A 15,728-nucleotide genomic window follows, 5' to 3' on the forward strand; every position below is an offset into this window, starting at 1 on the left:
AAAAAAGTTATAGAGGACTCAAAAGGAGACTTTGAGTCCAACTGGATAGGCTATACAGATACATTGATGCAATATTATTTAGGGATAAATCCCAACGAATTGAATGATGAAGAATGGGCAGAGAAATTTGCCCAACTCAATGACATTCGAGAGCAGGAAAGTAAATCATCTTTTACTGGATAAAAATAAATTCTGAATAGCATAAAAAACACCAGTCACCAAAATGAATAAAAGCAAAACAACAGGTATAGCCTTTATTCCTTCATGGTAAATAAATACACTATAGATTATCAGAAACGGCAGTTGAAGGATTAAAAACCATTTCTTTTTATGTAAATGAACCACACCATAAATGCCGTTTTTGATTGAAAAGCCAAAAGCTAAAAAGCATAATCCAATTACAAACAGAACAACAGCCATTGCAATTAAGCCAAGAACGGCAAATGAAATAAAAGTAAGTATTCCTAAAATAGTTTCTAACATTTAATGTATGAGTTATAGTTTTTCAATATCGGTCAAAGACTTTGCCACTTCATCCTTGATGAAGGTAGGTGCTGTTTTGTCGGTTATTGACAATAGGGCCAACCGTACACAAACGAATTTACAAAATTCTTTTGATAGAACTGTAAATTCAATAGATTCTTTACGCGGGAAATTGGATTTACTTAACCAGCTACGTACAGCAAGTACCAGCACAAAAGATATAAAACTCCTGACCAATAATATTAGGGAAACAGAGCGAGAATTAAGGCGTTTGGAGAACTTGCCGCCTATGAGTTTTAGAGAAAGGTTGCGTGGTGTTGCGGGGCAATTTGGCGGACTTATTGGGTTAGCCAGCGGTTTTGGTATAGCAATGCGGGCTTTTAATGGAATAAAATCTATTGTTCAAAAGGGGGTAGAATTAGAACAAACCAATGTTAAATTTGAGGTTTTATTAGGTTCGGCTGAAAGAGCTAAATCTCTATTAAGTGAATTAAATCAATACGCCAATTTCACACCATACGATAATGCTTCCATTCAAAAGGGAGCCGAAATGATGCTAGGGTATGGTATTGCTCAGGAAAAGATTATGCCTAGTATGAAGATGTTGGGAGATGTAGCCATGGGAAATAGAGAAAAACTAAGCGGTCTTTCTTTAGTGTATTCTCAAATTATGGCAACAGGGCGATTGATGGGGCAAGACCTTTTGCAAATGATTAATGCAGGATTCAATCCATTGCAAGTCATCACAGAGAGGACAGGAGAAAGCATGGAAAGTCTTACTAAAAGGATGGAGAAAGGAGAAATTTCTGTGGAAGATGTACGTGCTGCTATGGAAACTGCAACAGGAAAAGGAGGAAAGTTTCAAGGCATGCTTGAAAAAATTGCCAATACGCCATACGGGCAATTGCAGAATTTGCAAGGAACATTGGATCAAATGATGGTAAGGGCTGGTGATGTTTTTTTACCAATTGCTTCAAAATTAATGGATTTTTTTAGCTGGTTAAGTGAAATTTTAGGTCCTATATTAGAACCCCTTACCCTTATTTTTGGATTTTTAACTGCAGGTATATTAGCCGCTGCAGCTGCACAATGGTTTTTGAACCTTGCCGTATGGAGTTTCCCTGGAACTTGGATTATTGCTGCTATTATCGCAATTATAGGTGTGATTACCTATCTTATTATTAAAACAAATGGTTGGGGCGAGGCATGGAAAATAGTAGTAAATAATGCAAAATTAAATTGGGAAGTATTTACATCTGGTGCCGAATTGCTTTGGGATGGAATGATTGATAATTTCATGATTGGGCTCAACAAGATAAAATCGGCTTGGTATGAATTTAAAAATTCAGTTGGCATTGGGGATGAAAAAGAAAATAACGCTGCACTGATTGATATAGCCAACGACACAAAAAAGCGTTCTGATGAATTAGTAAAGAATAAAAAGGATTTTGATGCTAAAACATTGGCTCTCCAAAAAGGAAGAAAAAATGCTTTTGAAGCCTTAAAATGGGATAAAAATGTAAGTTTAGATGGTACCGTAGCTGGATTAACCTCAAAACTTGGGTTTGATGGCAAAACCAAAAATAGAATTTTAGGCGAGAATAGTAAGACTAAAAAAGACAAAAGGTTAAACGACAAGAAGGAAATCTATCTTTCAATTCATCTTTGATTGAAAGATTTGCATGATAATCCAAATTACTTTTTTGTGAGACACTCCAAAAGAAAAATTGTGAAAGGTAAAATCAATTTCAAGTATACAAAATACGCAAAAGAATTAGGAAAAAAATCTTAAGAATGCTTAAAATAAATTTGAATCCATTAAATTATTTATCAAGACAATGTCAAAGTATTGTAAACTAATAAAAAAAACGCATAATATTAGGATTTTCATATATTTGAGTGTTGGGAACTAATATTACCAAAAACAGCGTGAAATGCAAACGGTTAAAAATAAAGAGGTAAAAGTGTAAAACACACGTGATAAAACCGAAAAGTTACTCGCTAATAGAGAAAATTCGTAACAAGGAACAAAGTCTGGAAGTAAAATTAGATGCTAAACGGGAATAATTTCCAACCCAACTTTATCATTAGTTGGTTTTATAATAAATGAAAAAGTTTTTTTAGGTTTATTTGTTATTTGTTCCATGGTTTTGTTTTCTTTTACAGAGGCAGATTCTTATGGCGATAAGGAAATTGTAGTAAATGAAAGTGAGGGAATATCTCAATTACAAGCCAATGTTAACGCTGTTGATGCTGGTTCTTGGGTACTTGCTTGGAGTGACGGAATATCAGGGATTTTAGCTTGGGATGATAGTGATGTGAAAGTGAATAAATAACCAATTATAGCACTCTCAATACTTTAATTTGCTCATTGGCTTTTCTTGAAAAGGCTATTGCGTCTTTTAAAGCACTTACAAAAACATCTGCACTTGACGAGTTTTGTTCAGGATAGGTTTTGATTATCTCGGAAACTATTAAATCTGTATTGTCTGCCTTTACTTTATATAGGCATGGGTGAGAGGTTTTGCGATTCTTTACCCTGTCTACATAAACATAAACCCCATTACTAATTTGATTTTCAGAAAAACCCATCTCCATCTGATTGATGTTTTGTATTAGTAATCCAAGTCATTATCTGCAGCCATATAAACGAATATAGCGTTTTTCTCGAAATGCCTAACTATGTCATCATCTTCAGAGCAACTCAATAATAGCACTGACAAAAGACAGCATAACATAAATTTAGTATGTATCATTCCTATTGAAATATCTTAAAGGTGTCAATTCCCTTCATTCCCGAAGTTGTATTAATAAACCAAATCTGTCCGGAGTTCCTTACAAAAGACTCAGGTTGTATTTCTCCATAAAATTTTATGTCTAAACGAGCTAGACCTTTGTACTTTTGACATTTTAAATCATAGTCGTTGTAGTCTGCAAATAGGGTTTTGCCATGGCTATATTCCTCTTTGTAGAAATTCATTATTTCTCGAATAGTATACTGTGTAGGTTTAATGCCAATATTCTTAGCATAGGTACTTTCTACGGTTGTAAGCTCCCCATTCACACAATCTCCAATACTTAGCAAAATATAGTACTGGTTAATTTTAGAAAGTTCAGGCTTTAGTAAATATAAAACAGGAATACCTTCTGAATTAATAGGAGTTGGACTTTCTTTTACAACCTTGGTTTTATCTATCTCATTTAAATTGGTGAAATTATGGTACTCTTTTAAATCCGCAGGGTTATGGAACACAAGAGGCTGGTTACCGATTACGGCATACTCAAGGACGGTCGAAGACAAGTTCTTGATTGAAAGAAAATCTGCTCCGTTTTCTTGATAGTCTCTTTTCAAGGTAAGCTGGCTAAAAACGCTTTTCCCCGAATGTGTACCAACAATACTGTCATAGGCGACCAAGACGTTCTCTCCACCAATCACGCAAGGAGTAGAAAGCCTCTCTGTTTTGACTTCGTTTTGACCATTATTGCCCAATATACTATAATGCACTTCCACTTCTCCAGGAATATCATCTTTTGTGGTTATTGCAATATAATTATGCCGAAGAATAGTTGTTTTGCGTACTCCTTCCTCTAAATCAACCTTTGTACATTGGGAAAACAATATTGTAAGAAAAAGCCAAACACACAATTGTAAAGAGAAGATCTTCTTCATTTTGTTAAATCTTTAAATTATTCAAAATTAAGAACTTTTTTATTTTGAGCTAATTCCTTTAATTCAACAGAGTCAGCATAAGGAATGTAAAGCTCTTGACGTTTGTGATTACTTTCTATTGAAGAACCTAATATCTCTGGAGAGAGGTCTTCGTTGTTGCACGCAAAAAGTAAAATCACACAAAAGGGAATTGATAATAGATCTATTTTATTCATAGTATGTGAATTGAATATTGGTTACTCTAGCAATATAATAAAAGTAACACTACCAAACGGATAAGTCAAAAAATAAGGAACAATAGGTTTTAACACACTGTGAATCAATGTGTTTTATTAATTCGCAAAAAAGTTACCTCCTCCTGTTTTAGAACAGTTCGGTTTGGATGCAAGGGGATTTATTTTTGCTTTTGTGGCGTTTGGGGTAGGTTCTTCGGCAGTTTTCCACCATCCAAAACAATTCCAAATTACTGATTAGGTGTATCCTAATCAACGTTGCTACCGTGGAAAATGCTTTTTGCGTATTGAATTTTTCCTTTAAAACCATTAATAATAATTGCGCAATCAAGGTGCACCAAATCTGCGTTTTTCTTAATCGACAAAACTGAATGTATAAAAAAATCGCTAATGAAAACAAACTATTTATTTAGTTAAAAAATGTACATTTCGTTTTGAATTTTTGCACATTTCGTTTTACGGATTATAAAATTGAAACTTCTCGCTTCAATTTCCGCCACTGACGCCAAGTCCCGAAACGTTATCTGTCATTCTAAAGCGACACCGCAGAAATCAACGGATAGAAATATTAAACTAGATTTTGTAATTTAGCAACTGAATTTTAATGATGAAATGTAATGGCGAACAAATATGTAAACTTTATCTCGGACGAACATTTGTTGAACTGCATTGAAAATTTGCACAAATCATATTTACGAGCTAAAAACAACATTTCAAAAAAGAGTTTCTACACCAACAAAGTTGATACAATCAAACTTACCTTTGACGCTAAATTCAACGATATCAACGAAGACGATTTGATACAATCGGAAATTCTTCGTCAAATTGATAAATCCATAAATAACTCAATCGGAACATTTCACGAGCAAATTTTAGGTGGAATAAAAGGTTTTGAAGTTGGGAATTTAAGCGGTTTTGATATCAAAGCAAATGATGATACACTTTTTGCAGACATCAAGAACAAACATAACACAATGAATAGCAGTTCGGCAGAAGCCCTGTTTCAAAAATTAGCTCGTTATGCGGACGACTACAAAAAAGCAAAATGTTATTGGGTACAAATTTTAGCGAAAGGAAGTTTTAACGAACATTGGAAAGGCGAAATCAATGGAAAAGAATACAGCCATTCAAGAGTTTTCAAAATTTCGGGAGACCAGTTTTATTCTTTGCTTTCAGGACAGAATGATGCACTTTTCCAACTATACAAAGCATTACCAAAAGCTATTAAAGATTATTTGAAATCCATAGAAAAAGAAGATAAAATAAAAGAAAGTTCGGCTTTGGAAGAAATTACTTCCGAAACCGAAAAATCAAAACGCTCTATTCTCGACCAAATTACGTTTGAGAATTACAGCTATTATTTAGGATTTGATAAACTATAATATTCGTTCAAAAACTTTACAATCGAGTAACCCACTTCACGACCTAAATTGACAGGAACGGCATTTCCGATTTGTTTATACTGTTGTGCCAATGAACCCGAAAATTCCCATTTATCGGGAAAAGTCTGTATTCTTGCATATTCACGAACTGTAAACGGTCGGGTTTCGTCAGGATGGCAACGTTCTGTTTGTTTTTGAGCAGGACTGCAAGTCAAAGTCAGGCAAGGTTCGTCCCAACCAATTCTTCTTGCCATTCCGGTTTTTCCACCTCCTAAATAAAAACTTCCACCCATAAATTCTTTTTGAATTTCCAAAGGCAAATCTCGCCAATAACCTTTTGGAGGTACCAAATCCAACACTTCTTTTTTACTTTGTGGATATTTTGCACCGTCTGATTTTGGAACATTACAATCGTACAACTCGCCTTTTTTCAATGCATCTTTTAAGTTGTATATTTTCTTGTAAGGTTTTGGATATTCGTATTTTACTTCAATATCTTTTCTTATTCCGACCAAAATCAGGCGTTCACGCTTTTGTGGAACTTTATAATGTATGGCTTTCAAAACTTCAACAGGAACTACATTGTAACCAATTTCGTCTAAAATAGAATTCATTCCCTGTAAAGTTTTCCCATTGTCGTGACTCAACAAACCACGGACATTTTCGCCTATACAAATCGGTGGATTGACTTCTTTTACCACTCTTGCAAATTCATAAAAAAGCGTTCCACGAGCATCTGCTAAACCCAATTTTTTACCTGCATAACTGAATGCCTGACAAGGAAATCCGCCAGTAACAACATCAACTTTTCCGTTATATTCCGAGAAATCAAAATCTTTAATATCGCCTTCTAAAACATTCCAATTCGGACGATTTTTTCGTAACGTTGTACAAGCAAATTTGTCTATTTCATTAAGAGCGACACATTTCAAACCAGCCTTTTCCATTCCGACAGCTAAGCCACCTGCTCCTGCAAATAATTCCAAGACTTTGTACTCGTGATTGGGTTCAACATAATTGGAAGTCGTTTCCGCAATGTCAGTTTTTAAAAAATCAGCAAACAAAGTTTCTACTTCATCTTTCCGATAAACCCGATAATTACTCATCGGTTCACGAACGGCAGAAAGTTTACCTTCTTCGTCCCATCTACGTAAAGTTTTTGTACTTTTATTCAGCAATTTTGCTGTTTCTGAAATAGTTAAATATTCACTCATAACCAAATTATACAACATTAGACATTGGTTACAAATTTAAAACAAACTTTTGAACTGACAAATAAATAAACGAAAGAAAGAACGACAGATAACATTGGTTTGGCAAAAGAGCGGATTAAGTGCAATCAAACAAAAAAATTACACAGCAAAATCATGCACTCAACTTAAATTTATATCTAAACGTTACACTTGGGGAAAGAACAAAATTGGCTTTGAATTGCAGTTGAATAATATTTTTAATACTAAAAACTTTAAAATTATTAACATCAATGAATTTAGCTATGTAGAAACAAATTTTAGTTTAAGGGCAAGGCAAATATTATTGAATGCAAAGTATTCATTGTAAAAGAAAATTTGCTGAAATTACATTTATATAAAAGAAACCGTTTTTGATAATAAAATATTGAGGAGATTATATTTAAAATCTGTTTTTCAGGCAGCTGAATTCTCTCAATTGATGTAAATAATCTATTGCATGAATTATTTTTCATCACAAAAGCGGATTTAAAAATTTTTTAAGCCTTAAAAAAATATTGGATTTCTCTAAGGCTTAAAATTTTTTTAGATAAAAAAATCAGTTAAAAACCAAACCAATTTTTCTTTTTCTTAGTTTCAGCCTCTAGCCCGTCGTTATTTAATGAAAATTTAACCTTGTTTTTGATGATATGATACACTTCCCCCCAGCCTGGGAATCCCCCTAGATTTCTGTCATCTATGAATAAATCTGCATTTAATTTCCGGCTCGCTTCTGAAGGATCGTAATTCTCTCCTTCAAAACTATTATTCACTGCGTAAAATTCTATGCCGTTTTTTCTACAAAACTCTATGGCTTCATCTAAAGTTTTGCCATGACGATAAGTCCACAGAATTAGGCGATGCCCATCTTCTTGTAGTTTTTTTAAGGTTTCAAAAGCAAACATTTTAGCTCTCCCAACGCTTGGGTAAGCATCCTCTACGATGGTCCCGTCAAAATCAACCGCTATAATTTTACTCTCGAGTTTCATATTTTCTCTATAATGATGTTTCCATTCATTTCTTTAGGAATTTCCACGCCCATGTAATTTAAAATACTCGGCGCTAAATCACCTAATTTTCCATTTTTTAATTTAATATTTTCATCTTCTTTCGTCAAAAAGAAAAAAGGTACAGGAGAGGTAGTGTGTTGTGTATTGGGGCTACCATCTTCGTTAATCATCAAATCTGAATTTCCGTGGTCGGCAATGATGGCTACAGCGTAGTCGTTTTCCAAGGCCACATTGCAAATAGCCTCGGCACATTGGTCTACAACCTCACAAGCCTTCATCGCAGCTTCAAAAACACCCGTATGCCCCACCATATCAGCATTGGCGAAATTTAGACAGATGAAGTCAGCTTCTTTTTTATTCAACTCTGGAATGATTTTGTCTCGAATGTCAAAAGCTGACATTTCTGGTTTCAAATCATAGGTTGCCACATCTTTAGGCGATGGGCAGAGAATTCTAGATTCACCGTTGAATGCTTCCTCTTTTCCGCCAGAGAAGAAGAAAGTCACGTGCGGGTATTTCTCTGTCTCAGCAATTCTGATTTGTTTCTTTTGATTTTGGGCTAGAACCTCTCCCATAGTGTTGGTTAACTTGTCTTCATCATACAAAACATGAACTTTATCAAAGGCTTCATCATATTTTGTCATCGACACAAAATACAAATCTAGCGGATGCATGTTTTGCTCAGGAAAGGCAGTTAAAAATAAGGCTTCCGTAATTTGGCGTGGGCGGTCGGTACGGAAATTAAAGAAAATAACGACATCTCCATCTTTGATTTTTGCAACAGGTGAGCCGTCAGGATTTGTACAAACGATGGGTTTGATGAACTCATCGGTCACATCATTGTCATAAGATTTTTGAATAGCTTCTAATGGTTTTTCTGTCTTTTCACCCACAGCATTGGTCATTACATCATAGGCTAATCTTACTCTTTCCCAGCGATTATCACGATCCATGGCGTAATATCGCCCCACAATACTGGCAAGGCGAGCATTGACATGACTTGCTTTGTTTATGATGTCTTCGATGAATTTTTTGCCACTTTTAGGGTCACAATCACGGCCATCGGTAAAGGCATGAATGTAGCAATTCTTAACTTTAGCTGCGTGAGTCTGGTCCAATAAAGCTTTCAAATGATTGATATGAGAATGCACACCGCCATCGCTTACTAACCCGATAAGGTGCAGGTCTTTATGATTTTGATTAGCATATTCAAATGCTGCTTGTAGTTCCTTATTTTGCCCTAAAGTTTTATCTTGAATTGCTAAATTAATTTTAGCTAAATTTTGATAAACCACTCGGCCAGCACCAATGTTCATGTGCCCGACTTCAGAATTTCCCATTTGCCCTTCTGGTAAGCCTACAGCGAGTCCAAAAGTCGTCAAATTAGCATGCGGATATTTGATATAGCAATTGTCTATAAATGGAGTCTGGGCTTGAGCAATGGCAGAAACTTTAGGGTTTATGCTTTCTCCCCAGCCATCTAAAATCATTAAAAGGACTTTTTTATTCATTGTTCTGGCTTTTATCGTTTGGCAAATTTAGTAATATCAAGCTTGATTCTCCAATATTTTCAGCCTATAAAATAGCTGATATTTTTTCGGTTAAATTTTCTAACAAAGCTATTTTTTCTTGGGAAATAGCATTTTTCTGATGCGAATCAATATCAATTTGCCCAATATTTACACCATTTTTAAAGATTGGAACGACGATTTCAGACTGCGTATCTATGCTGCAAGCCAAATAATTATCCTCAGCAGCAACATCTTGAGAAATGAAGGTTTTGTTGGAGACTGCAACTTGCCCACAAATTCCTTTACCAAACGGGATTTTAGTATGTTCAGTAGCGGCGCCAGCATATGGGCCTAGATTTAGAATTTGCTGTTCGTTATCTTGAAAATAGAAGCCTACCCAATCAAATCCGTCGATTTCATTCTTGAGCAGCTGGCAGATTTTAAGTAATTTTTCATCTATCGAAGAAGAATTATTAATGATAATATCTATTCTTTTATTAATTTTATCCATCGTTTTAATTTTTGTCAAAAATAAATAATTCTTGCCAAATGGAGCTTTGGAAAAAATATAAGATATTGATTTTGCTGATAGGTAAATTTTTTTTCACCTATTTGATTTTAACGCTTTTGTACAGTTGGTATCTCAATCTTTATCTCACAGATTTGAAAATCGCAGACCCTTTCACTGGCTGGGTCTCAGATTCTGTAGGGTATCTCATGCGGCTTGTAGGCTTTGATGCTGAAAATCACCAAATAGAAGGAGAAGCTTTTCGCCGCTTCTATCTCGATGGCTTCTATTGCTCAAGAGTGAACGAAGGTTGTAATGCCATTTCAGTAATGATTATTTTTGTCTCTTTTGTGGTAGCTTTTGGCAAAAAATTTATGCCCACGTTTTTATACATTCTCTTAGGGCTTGTTTTGTTGCATATAACCAACCTTTTCCGAATCTCTTTACTAAATTATATTTTCACATACCATCCACAATACGAGAAGTTTTCGCACGACATTTTATTTCCGCTTATCATTTACGGAATGGTAATTATTCTTTGGTTGATTTGGGTGAGATATTTTTTAATTAATACGAAAGACGATGAAATTTAAATCGAAATATCTTCTCATTTTTTTATTGATAATTATTTTGGCCTCGATTCGCTTTTTTGAGGACAAACTATTTTACGACCCATTGTTAAATTTTTTCAAGCATGATTTCATCAACGCTTTATTCCCAGAATTCAATTTACATCATCATTTGTGGAGCATTAGTCTTCGGTTTTGGTTCAATAGCCTTGTGAGTTTAGCGATTCTATATTTAATCTTTCAGAAAAAGCCTCTTATCAAAATAGCTTCTTTGATGTATGCTATTATTTTCTTAATTTGTTTAAGTCTTTATTATTATTTCATTATAACCGAATTTCAGTGGGGGTTTACGGCAGGTTTTTATATTCGTAGAATTCTGATTCAGCCAGTTTTATTATTGTTGTTAATTCCTGCTTTTTGGTATACAGAGAAAGAGTTAAAGCAATAAAGACAATAAATTTTTAACTTTGAGGAAAATATCAAACATGAATCTACAATCTATTATAGAAAAAGCTTGGGAAAACAGAGAGCTTTTGCAGCAAGAGGAGGCTCAAAACGCAGTAAAAGAAGTTGTTAATCAATTAGATGCAGGGAATTTACGTGTGGCAGAACCAGCAGAAGATGGCTGGCAAGTTAACGAATGGGTAAAAAAAGCCGTGGTAATGTATTTCCCTATTGCCAGAATGGAAACAATAGAAGTTGGGCCGTTTGAATTTCATGATAAAATTCCATTAAAGAAAAATTATGCCCAAAAAGGCGTTCGAGTGGTTCCTCACGCAATTGCAAGGCACGGTTCTTTTGTGGCAGAAGGTGTGATAATGATGCCGTCTTACGTGAACATCGGGGCATATGTAGATAGCGGCACCATGGTAGACACTTGGGCTACAGTGGGAAGTTGCGCCCAAATCGGGAAAGATGTTCATTTGAGCGGAGGCGTAGGCATTGGCGGTGTTTTAGAACCCCTGCAAGCAGCTCCTGTGATTATAGAAGACAATGCGTTTATTGGCTCTAGATGCATCGTTGTAGAAGGCGTAAGAGTGGGCAAAGAAGCCGTTTTAGGAGCAAATGTGGTACTGACGGCTTCTACCAAAATTATAGACGTAACGGGCAATGAGCCCAGAGAGTTAAAGTCTTATGTTCCAGAACGTTCAGTAGTGATACCAGGAAGTTATACCAAAAAATTCCCCGCAGGAGAATTCCAAGTGCCATGTGCTTTAATCATAGGGAAAAGAAAAGAATCTACTGACAAAAAAACATCTTTGAACGATGCCTTGAGAACGCACCATGTGGCGGTATAAATTTTTTAAGCCTTGAAAAATTTTAAGCCTTGAAAAATAAATTATTTTGAAAGCAATCTATGCAGAAGCATTAGATTCTGGAGATGAAGCTCGAGCACAAATGGCTGAAAAAAATGATTATAGACATTCATTGTAAGGATTTTACTTGTAATAATGGAATAAAGTTTAAATTATAACGCCACTTACAAGAGCTGTTGAATGAATTTTTTAGGACAATACTTTCTGATAAACGGTCATATATTTCTCTAAAAACAAATCTTCAGAAAAATAATTTCGGTATAAAGTTTTGATTTCCTTATCTTTTAACCGAATGGCTTTTGCATAATTTTCTTTCCAATTTTCAATGTTATAATCTTTCTGAACCAAGAAGGGATAATGTTTTTGAATAATTTTTACCGATTCGCCAACATCAGAAACCAAAAAAGGTATTCCCTGAGCTAAATATTCTACGATTACCAGCGGATCCCCTTCAGAAACCGAGGGCAATAAAGCAAATTCATAACGTTTCAATTCAGGCTGAACATTAAAGCAACCCGTTTTGAAATGAATTTTATCTTCATAATTCAAGGTTTGAATTAGTTTACAAAGTTTTTCGTAATATTCACCTTCGGCTTCTGCACAATAAATGCTGAGTTCTTTCCCCATCTCAGCAGCAAAGCGGATGGCAAATTCATGATTTTTCACAGGCTTTAAATTTCCTGTCATCACCCAGCCTTGGGCAGATTCATCAGAATTTGTGGCGTATTGTGCCACGAAATTATTAATCATGAACACATTCTCAGGCTTCATTTTCACATTATTAATCGCCCAATCTGTGAGCAATGCAGAACAGCCAATATACACCTTTGGCTTAAAAATCGTACGATAAAACATGGGGACATGTTTTTTTACGGCAATTTTACCATAATGGTCATGAAAAACAATTTTTCTTCCCCTCCCCCCAAATAATAGGAAAGCCTTTTGCACAAATCTGTATACCTGCCTCATGTGAACGTGAACAATATCAGCATCTTGTACCTCTTGAGTGAATTTTTTATAAGCCTTAAATTTACTTTTCTTTTTATCCAGAATCACTACGTCCACACGCTCATCAAGCAAATCAAAAAGCTGACCGATTTGATCAAATACAATTAATTTGACCTCGTGCTCATTTCTCACAAAAAGATTACATAAATTCACACAAACTCGCTCAGCTCCCCCGATTCCTAATTGGTCTATGACTTGGGTAATTTTCATAAAAAAGGATTAAACTGATTGCTTCTCTACCCCGAAAGGCGAAAAAGTTATTTTTTGATTTCGGGTACGTTTCCTGATTTCCTCGTTGATTTCCCAGCTTTTTTGGTTTACATAGCCACGAGCATGGTCTAGGTGCAGGCAAATCGCCTTGTACCTGATTTGCTTTCCTCTAATTTTAGCATTCTCCAAACGCTCACCCAATTCCCTATCCTCACCCCCATACTGCATTCTCTCATCAAATCCATTAGCGGCAAGAATATCTTTTTTCCAACCAGAAGAATTATGCCCATTCCAAGTCGGTTTGGTGCTTGTGATAGTGTTCATAATGCTTAATGCAAATTTATTTTTAATCAACTTTAAATTTTTGATAGAATTTTTTAAACCTTTATTTTTCAGCCAATTCAAGTCAAAACAATTTTGACTGAAAATATCTTTTTTTTGAATCATTTGTGAAGTTTCCATAGGAAGTTTAAAGTACCCGCCAGATAAAAATCGCCCTTCAGCTCTTTGGTTGATGTGAGTTTCCACAAAATCTTTGCGAGGAATACAATCACCATCGCTAAATATAAGATAATCAGCAGCAGAAGCCAATATCGCTTTATTCAGAATTTTAGTTTTTTGAAATCCATCATCAGGATGCCAAACATGCTTCAATTCATAGTTTAACAAAGGTTTGATTTGCGAAATCAGTGCCCGTGTTTGCTCGCCCGAACCATCATCGGCCACAATCAATTCAAAATTGCCAAAAGACTGAACATGGTAACCCCAAAGCACTTTTTCTAACCATTTTGGCTGATTATAAGTGCTAATAATAATGCTTACTTGCTTACTCACAAAAACAAAAATATTGATTTTATTTCAGCTATTTTATACGGCATTCTATTTTTTGGCTTAAATTTGAAGTTCCATGAAAAAATAAATAAACCTTAAATTCATGAGAAAATTAGAATAAATGGCAAATCATACGACAAATGCAAATATCCTAATACTAGGAAGTTATAACGCCGCAGAAAATGTCTTTTATTCTGAACTAGAAACATTTACTGCTTTGCAAAAAAAAGGGCAAAAAATAGCCGTTGCAGGAGAAGCTTCACAAGAGGTGGAGCAGTATTTTAAAGAACGTCAGATTGAGTTTTACAACATAAAACCTAAAGGGAAATTTGACAAAGAATTTACTCGAAAAATTCAAGAAATTATTCGAAAAAATAAGATAAACATTCTCTATGCCAGAATTGGTAAATACCTGAGAAGCATTATATTTTTCATCAAAAAAGAAAATTTCAAGATTGTAACTTACTATGGATCTGGTAGTTTACATTGGCATGACCCTTCTGCGTACCTTTCTTATTTACATCCCAAAGTTGATTATATCATTTGCAATAGTGATTTTGTTTATCGGCACGTCAGAAAACAATTGTGGAAAAAATCTAAGGCTTTAAAAATTTATAAAGGCTATGATGCTGAATGGTTTAAAGAGGTTCAAGCTTTTGATTATCAGAGTTTAAATATTCCAAAAGAAACCATCAAAGTAATTTTAGTAGGCAGAAACGATAAAGTGAAAGATATTCCGACTTTTTTGAAATCGGCAGAGAAACTTCAGCCTATGCAGAATATTCATTTTATATTAGTCGGGCAAGGATTGGAAAAGCAAAATTTTCAAAAAATTTCTAAAGGCTTAAAAAATATACATTTTTTAGGCTACCGTCAAGATGCTCCAGAACTTATCAAAGGAGCTGATGTCTATGTACAAACCTCATTATCAGAAGGTTTAGGGAGGTCCATTAGCGAAGCAGCTGCCATGGGGAAGCCTGTGGTGATGACAGATGCTGGCGGTTGCACCGAACTTGTAGACCCTGATGAAAGCGGCTATATTGTCCCGATCGGAGCAGAAGATGCTTTGGCTGAAAAAATTCAAAAACTAGCAGAGAATCCTTCTTTGCGTGAATATATGGGTAAAAATGCTGAGAAAAAAATTCAAACAGAATTAAATGTAAAAGGCACAATATCAGATTTCTATCAGTTTTTCCAAAAAATAAAATAAATGCAAAAAATAATTGAAGCCTTAAAAAATAATGGCATTGTTTTGATGCCTACAGACACCACCTTTGGGCTTAGTGCTTTGGCTTTTGAGCCAGAAGCCTTTACTAAGTTGAAGGGTATAAAAAAAAGAGACCCTAAAAAAACTTTTTTGCTTCTAGTGGCGAGCGAAGCGCAATTGCAGCGTTTGGTCAACGTGTCAGATTTGGCGTGGGATATTATGGACTATTCAGAGAAGCCAGTCACGTTGATTTATGATGACATTTTGGAAGTTCCAGATTATTTACTTTCTCCAGAAGGAAGCATTGGTATTCGCTTGACTAGAGACCAAAATTTAATCAAAATCATTCAGAAAGTGGGGCAACCGTTGCTTTCTACATCAGCAAATTTATCAGGACAGGCATCACCCAAGCAATTTGAAGAGATTTCAGAAGAAATTAAAAAAGGAGTGGACTATATAGCCGCGGAAGCGCCTCTTTTTATCCCCAAATACGAGTCGTCAAGTATTATCTCTTTATCTAAAACGGGAGAGATAAAAGTGCTACGCGCTTGAAAAAATAGC

The 15,728-nt window shown here is 35.1% G+C and carries 18 protein-coding genes; 8 read left to right on the top strand and 10 right to left on the bottom strand.

The features are described 5' to 3' along the window. Positions 1–165: 165 nt before the first annotated feature. Positions 166–483, bottom strand: a complete 318-nt coding sequence (locus tag D5J18_RS07535; RefSeq protein ID WP_119058390.1) for a hypothetical protein — start codon at positions 481–483, stop codon at positions 166–168. A gap of 7 nt (positions 484–490) precedes the next feature. On the opposite strand from D5J18_RS07535, the gene D5J18_RS07540 reads away from it, so the two are divergent. Together D5J18_RS07540 and D5J18_RS07545 are read left to right on the top strand one after the other, a co-directional pair. Next, positions 491–2,152 carry a tape measure protein gene (locus D5J18_RS07540; protein ID WP_119058391.1) on the top strand — a complete coding sequence of 554 codons (1,662 nt, stop codon included), beginning with the start codon at positions 491–493 and terminating at the stop codon, positions 2,150–2,152. A 475-nt stretch (positions 2,153–2,627) separates the two neighbouring features. Beyond that, a complete protein-coding gene (locus D5J18_RS07545; protein WP_119058392.1) occupies positions 2,628–2,819 on the top strand; it encodes a hypothetical protein in 192 nt (63 codons plus the stop codon). Positions 2,820–2,823: 4 nt separating this feature from the next. Here D5J18_RS07545 and D5J18_RS07550 read toward each other — a convergent pair whose 3' ends face one another. The 3 genes from D5J18_RS07550 to D5J18_RS08750 all read right to left on the bottom strand — a co-directional run bounded on the left by D5J18_RS07550 (position 2,824) and on the right by D5J18_RS08750 (position 4,368). Continuing rightward, positions 2,824–3,081, bottom strand: coding sequence for a hypothetical protein (locus D5J18_RS07550; protein ID WP_119058393.1), 258 nt, complete (start codon positions 3,079–3,081; stop codon positions 2,824–2,826). Positions 3,082–3,241: 160 nt separating this feature from the next. Continuing rightward, entirely contained in the window at positions 3,242–4,102 is an 861-nt protein-coding gene (locus tag D5J18_RS07555; protein ID WP_221407275.1) for a hypothetical protein, read from the bottom strand. A gap of 68 nt (positions 4,103–4,170) precedes the next feature. Beyond that, on the bottom strand, positions 4,171–4,368 hold the full coding sequence (locus D5J18_RS08750; RefSeq protein WP_133298127.1) for a hypothetical protein: 198 nt from the start codon (positions 4,366–4,368) through the stop codon (positions 4,171–4,173). A gap of 635 nt (positions 4,369–5,003) precedes the next feature. On the opposite strand from D5J18_RS08750, the gene D5J18_RS07565 reads away from it, so the two are divergent. Then, positions 5,004–5,768 carry an Eco47II family restriction endonuclease gene (locus tag D5J18_RS07565; protein ID WP_119058395.1) on the top strand — a complete coding sequence of 255 codons (765 nt, stop codon included), beginning with the start codon at positions 5,004–5,006 and terminating at the stop codon, positions 5,766–5,768. Here the strand turns inward: D5J18_RS07565 and dcm are convergent. The 4 genes from dcm to D5J18_RS07585 form a co-directional block, all read right to left on the bottom strand. Then, positions 5,744–6,982 (bottom strand): DNA (cytosine-5-)-methyltransferase, encoded by a 1,239-nt coding sequence (gene dcm, locus D5J18_RS07570; protein ID WP_119058590.1) that lies wholly within the window; start codon positions 6,980–6,982, stop codon positions 5,744–5,746. The two genes, D5J18_RS07565 and dcm, sit on opposite strands and share 25 nt — an antisense overlap. Positions 6,983–7,560: 578 nt before the next feature. Then, positions 7,561–7,986: a BT0820 family HAD-type phosphatase gene (locus tag D5J18_RS07575; protein ID WP_119058396.1), complete on the bottom strand. Its 426-nt coding sequence runs from the start codon at positions 7,984–7,986 to the stop codon at positions 7,561–7,563. Beyond that, the gene (gene gpmI, locus D5J18_RS07580; RefSeq protein ID WP_119058397.1) at positions 7,983–9,518 is read right to left on the bottom strand and encodes a 2,3-bisphosphoglycerate-independent phosphoglycerate mutase; all 1,536 of its coding nucleotides are present in this window, start codon (positions 9,516–9,518) and stop codon (positions 7,983–7,985) included. Before gpmI ends, D5J18_RS07575 begins: the two co-directional genes overlap by 4 nt. A 64-nt stretch (positions 9,519–9,582) precedes the next feature. Next, the gene (locus D5J18_RS07585; protein ID WP_119058398.1) at positions 9,583–10,029 is read right to left on the bottom strand and encodes an XrtF-associated fRMsr-like GAF protein; all 447 of its coding nucleotides are present in this window, start codon (positions 10,027–10,029) and stop codon (positions 9,583–9,585) included. Positions 10,030–10,067: 38 nt separating this feature from the next. On the opposite strand from D5J18_RS07585, the gene xrtF reads away from it, so the two are divergent. From xrtF to D5J18_RS07600, 3 genes are read left to right on the top strand one after another with little or no spacing between them, the layout of a single operon-like run. After that, positions 10,068–10,619, top strand: a complete 552-nt coding sequence (xrtF, locus tag D5J18_RS07590) for an exosortase family protein XrtF (protein ID WP_119058399.1) — start codon at positions 10,068–10,070, stop codon at positions 10,617–10,619. Continuing rightward, positions 10,609–11,043 carry an exosortase F system-associated membrane protein gene (locus D5J18_RS07595; RefSeq protein ID WP_119058400.1) on the top strand — a complete coding sequence of 145 codons (435 nt, stop codon included), beginning with the start codon at positions 10,609–10,611 and terminating at the stop codon, positions 11,041–11,043. Before xrtF ends, D5J18_RS07595 begins: the two co-directional genes overlap by 11 nt. A gap of 37 nt (positions 11,044–11,080) precedes the next feature. Next, positions 11,081–11,893, top strand: coding sequence for a 2,3,4,5-tetrahydropyridine-2,6-dicarboxylate N-succinyltransferase (locus D5J18_RS07600; RefSeq protein WP_119058401.1), 813 nt, complete (start codon positions 11,081–11,083; stop codon positions 11,891–11,893). Between the two features lie 207 nt (positions 11,894–12,100). Here the strand turns inward: D5J18_RS07600 and D5J18_RS07605 are convergent, their stop codons facing one another. Together D5J18_RS07605 and D5J18_RS07610 are read right to left on the bottom strand one after the other, a co-directional pair. Further along, positions 12,101–13,129, bottom strand: a complete 1,029-nt coding sequence (locus D5J18_RS07605) for a glycosyltransferase (RefSeq protein ID WP_119058402.1) — start codon at positions 13,127–13,129, stop codon at positions 12,101–12,103. Positions 13,130–13,138: 9 nt separating this feature from the next. Beyond that, positions 13,139–13,963 carry a glycosyltransferase family 2 protein gene (locus D5J18_RS07610; protein WP_119058403.1) on the bottom strand — a complete coding sequence of 275 codons (825 nt, stop codon included), beginning with the start codon at positions 13,961–13,963 and terminating at the stop codon, positions 13,139–13,141. A gap of 118 nt (positions 13,964–14,081) precedes the next feature. Between D5J18_RS07610 and D5J18_RS07615 the strand changes: the two genes are divergently transcribed. Together D5J18_RS07615 and D5J18_RS07620 are read left to right on the top strand one after the other, a co-directional pair. Next, a complete protein-coding gene (locus D5J18_RS07615) occupies positions 14,082–15,170 on the top strand; it encodes a glycosyltransferase family 4 protein (protein ID WP_119058404.1) in 1,089 nt (362 codons plus the stop codon). After that, positions 15,171–15,719, top strand: coding sequence for an L-threonylcarbamoyladenylate synthase (locus D5J18_RS07620; RefSeq protein ID WP_119058405.1), 549 nt, complete (start codon positions 15,171–15,173; stop codon positions 15,717–15,719). It begins immediately after the preceding gene. Positions 15,720–15,728: the final 9 nt, after the last annotated feature.

The organism is Candidatus Ornithobacterium hominis (genome assembly GCF_900538215.1).
Taxonomy (GTDB): Bacteria; Bacteroidota; Bacteroidia; order Flavobacteriales; family Weeksellaceae; genus Ornithobacterium; species Ornithobacterium hominis.

Bases quoted from the DNA above. Each gene is read 5' to 3' on its own strand.
- D5J18_RS07535 (WP_119058390.1), bottom strand. From the start codon at position 483: ATGTTAGAAACTATTTTAGGAATACTTACTTTTATTTCATTTGCCGTT.
- D5J18_RS07540 (WP_119058391.1), top strand. From the start codon at position 491: ATGAGTTATAGTTTTTCAATATCGGTCAAAGACTTTGCCACTTCATCC.
- D5J18_RS07545 (WP_119058392.1), top strand. From the start codon at position 2,628: ATGGTTTTGTTTTCTTTTACAGAGGCAGATTCTTATGGCGATAAGGAA.
- D5J18_RS07550 (WP_119058393.1), bottom strand. From the start codon at position 3,081: ATGGAGATGGGTTTTTCTGAAAATCAAATTAGTAATGGGGTTTATGTT.
- D5J18_RS08750 (WP_133298127.1), bottom strand. From the start codon at position 4,368: ATGAATAAAATAGATCTATTATCAATTCCCTTTTGTGTGATTTTACTT.
- D5J18_RS07565 (WP_119058395.1), top strand. From the start codon at position 5,004: ATGGCGAACAAATATGTAAACTTTATCTCGGACGAACATTTGTTGAAC.
- dcm (WP_119058590.1), bottom strand. From the start codon at position 6,982: ATGAGTGAATATTTAACTATTTCAGAAACAGCAAAATTGCTGAATAAA.
- D5J18_RS07575 (WP_119058396.1), bottom strand. From the start codon at position 7,986: ATGAAACTCGAGAGTAAAATTATAGCGGTTGATTTTGACGGGACCATC.
- gpmI (WP_119058397.1), bottom strand. From the start codon at position 9,518: ATGAATAAAAAAGTCCTTTTAATGATTTTAGATGGCTGGGGAGAAAGC.
- D5J18_RS07585 (WP_119058398.1), bottom strand. From the start codon at position 10,029: ATGGATAAAATTAATAAAAGAATAGATATTATCATTAATAATTCTTCT.
- xrtF (WP_119058399.1), top strand. From the start codon at position 10,068: ATGGAGCTTTGGAAAAAATATAAGATATTGATTTTGCTGATAGGTAAA.
- D5J18_RS07595 (WP_119058400.1), top strand. From the start codon at position 10,609: ATGAAATTTAAATCGAAATATCTTCTCATTTTTTTATTGATAATTATT.
- D5J18_RS07600 (WP_119058401.1), top strand. From the start codon at position 11,081: ATGAATCTACAATCTATTATAGAAAAAGCTTGGGAAAACAGAGAGCTT.
- D5J18_RS07605 (WP_119058402.1), bottom strand. From the start codon at position 13,129: ATGAAAATTACCCAAGTCATAGACCAATTAGGAATCGGGGGAGCTGAG.
- D5J18_RS07615 (WP_119058404.1), top strand. From the start codon at position 14,082: ATGGCAAATCATACGACAAATGCAAATATCCTAATACTAGGAAGTTAT.
- D5J18_RS07620 (WP_119058405.1), top strand. From the start codon at position 15,171: ATGCAAAAAATAATTGAAGCCTTAAAAAATAATGGCATTGTTTTGATG.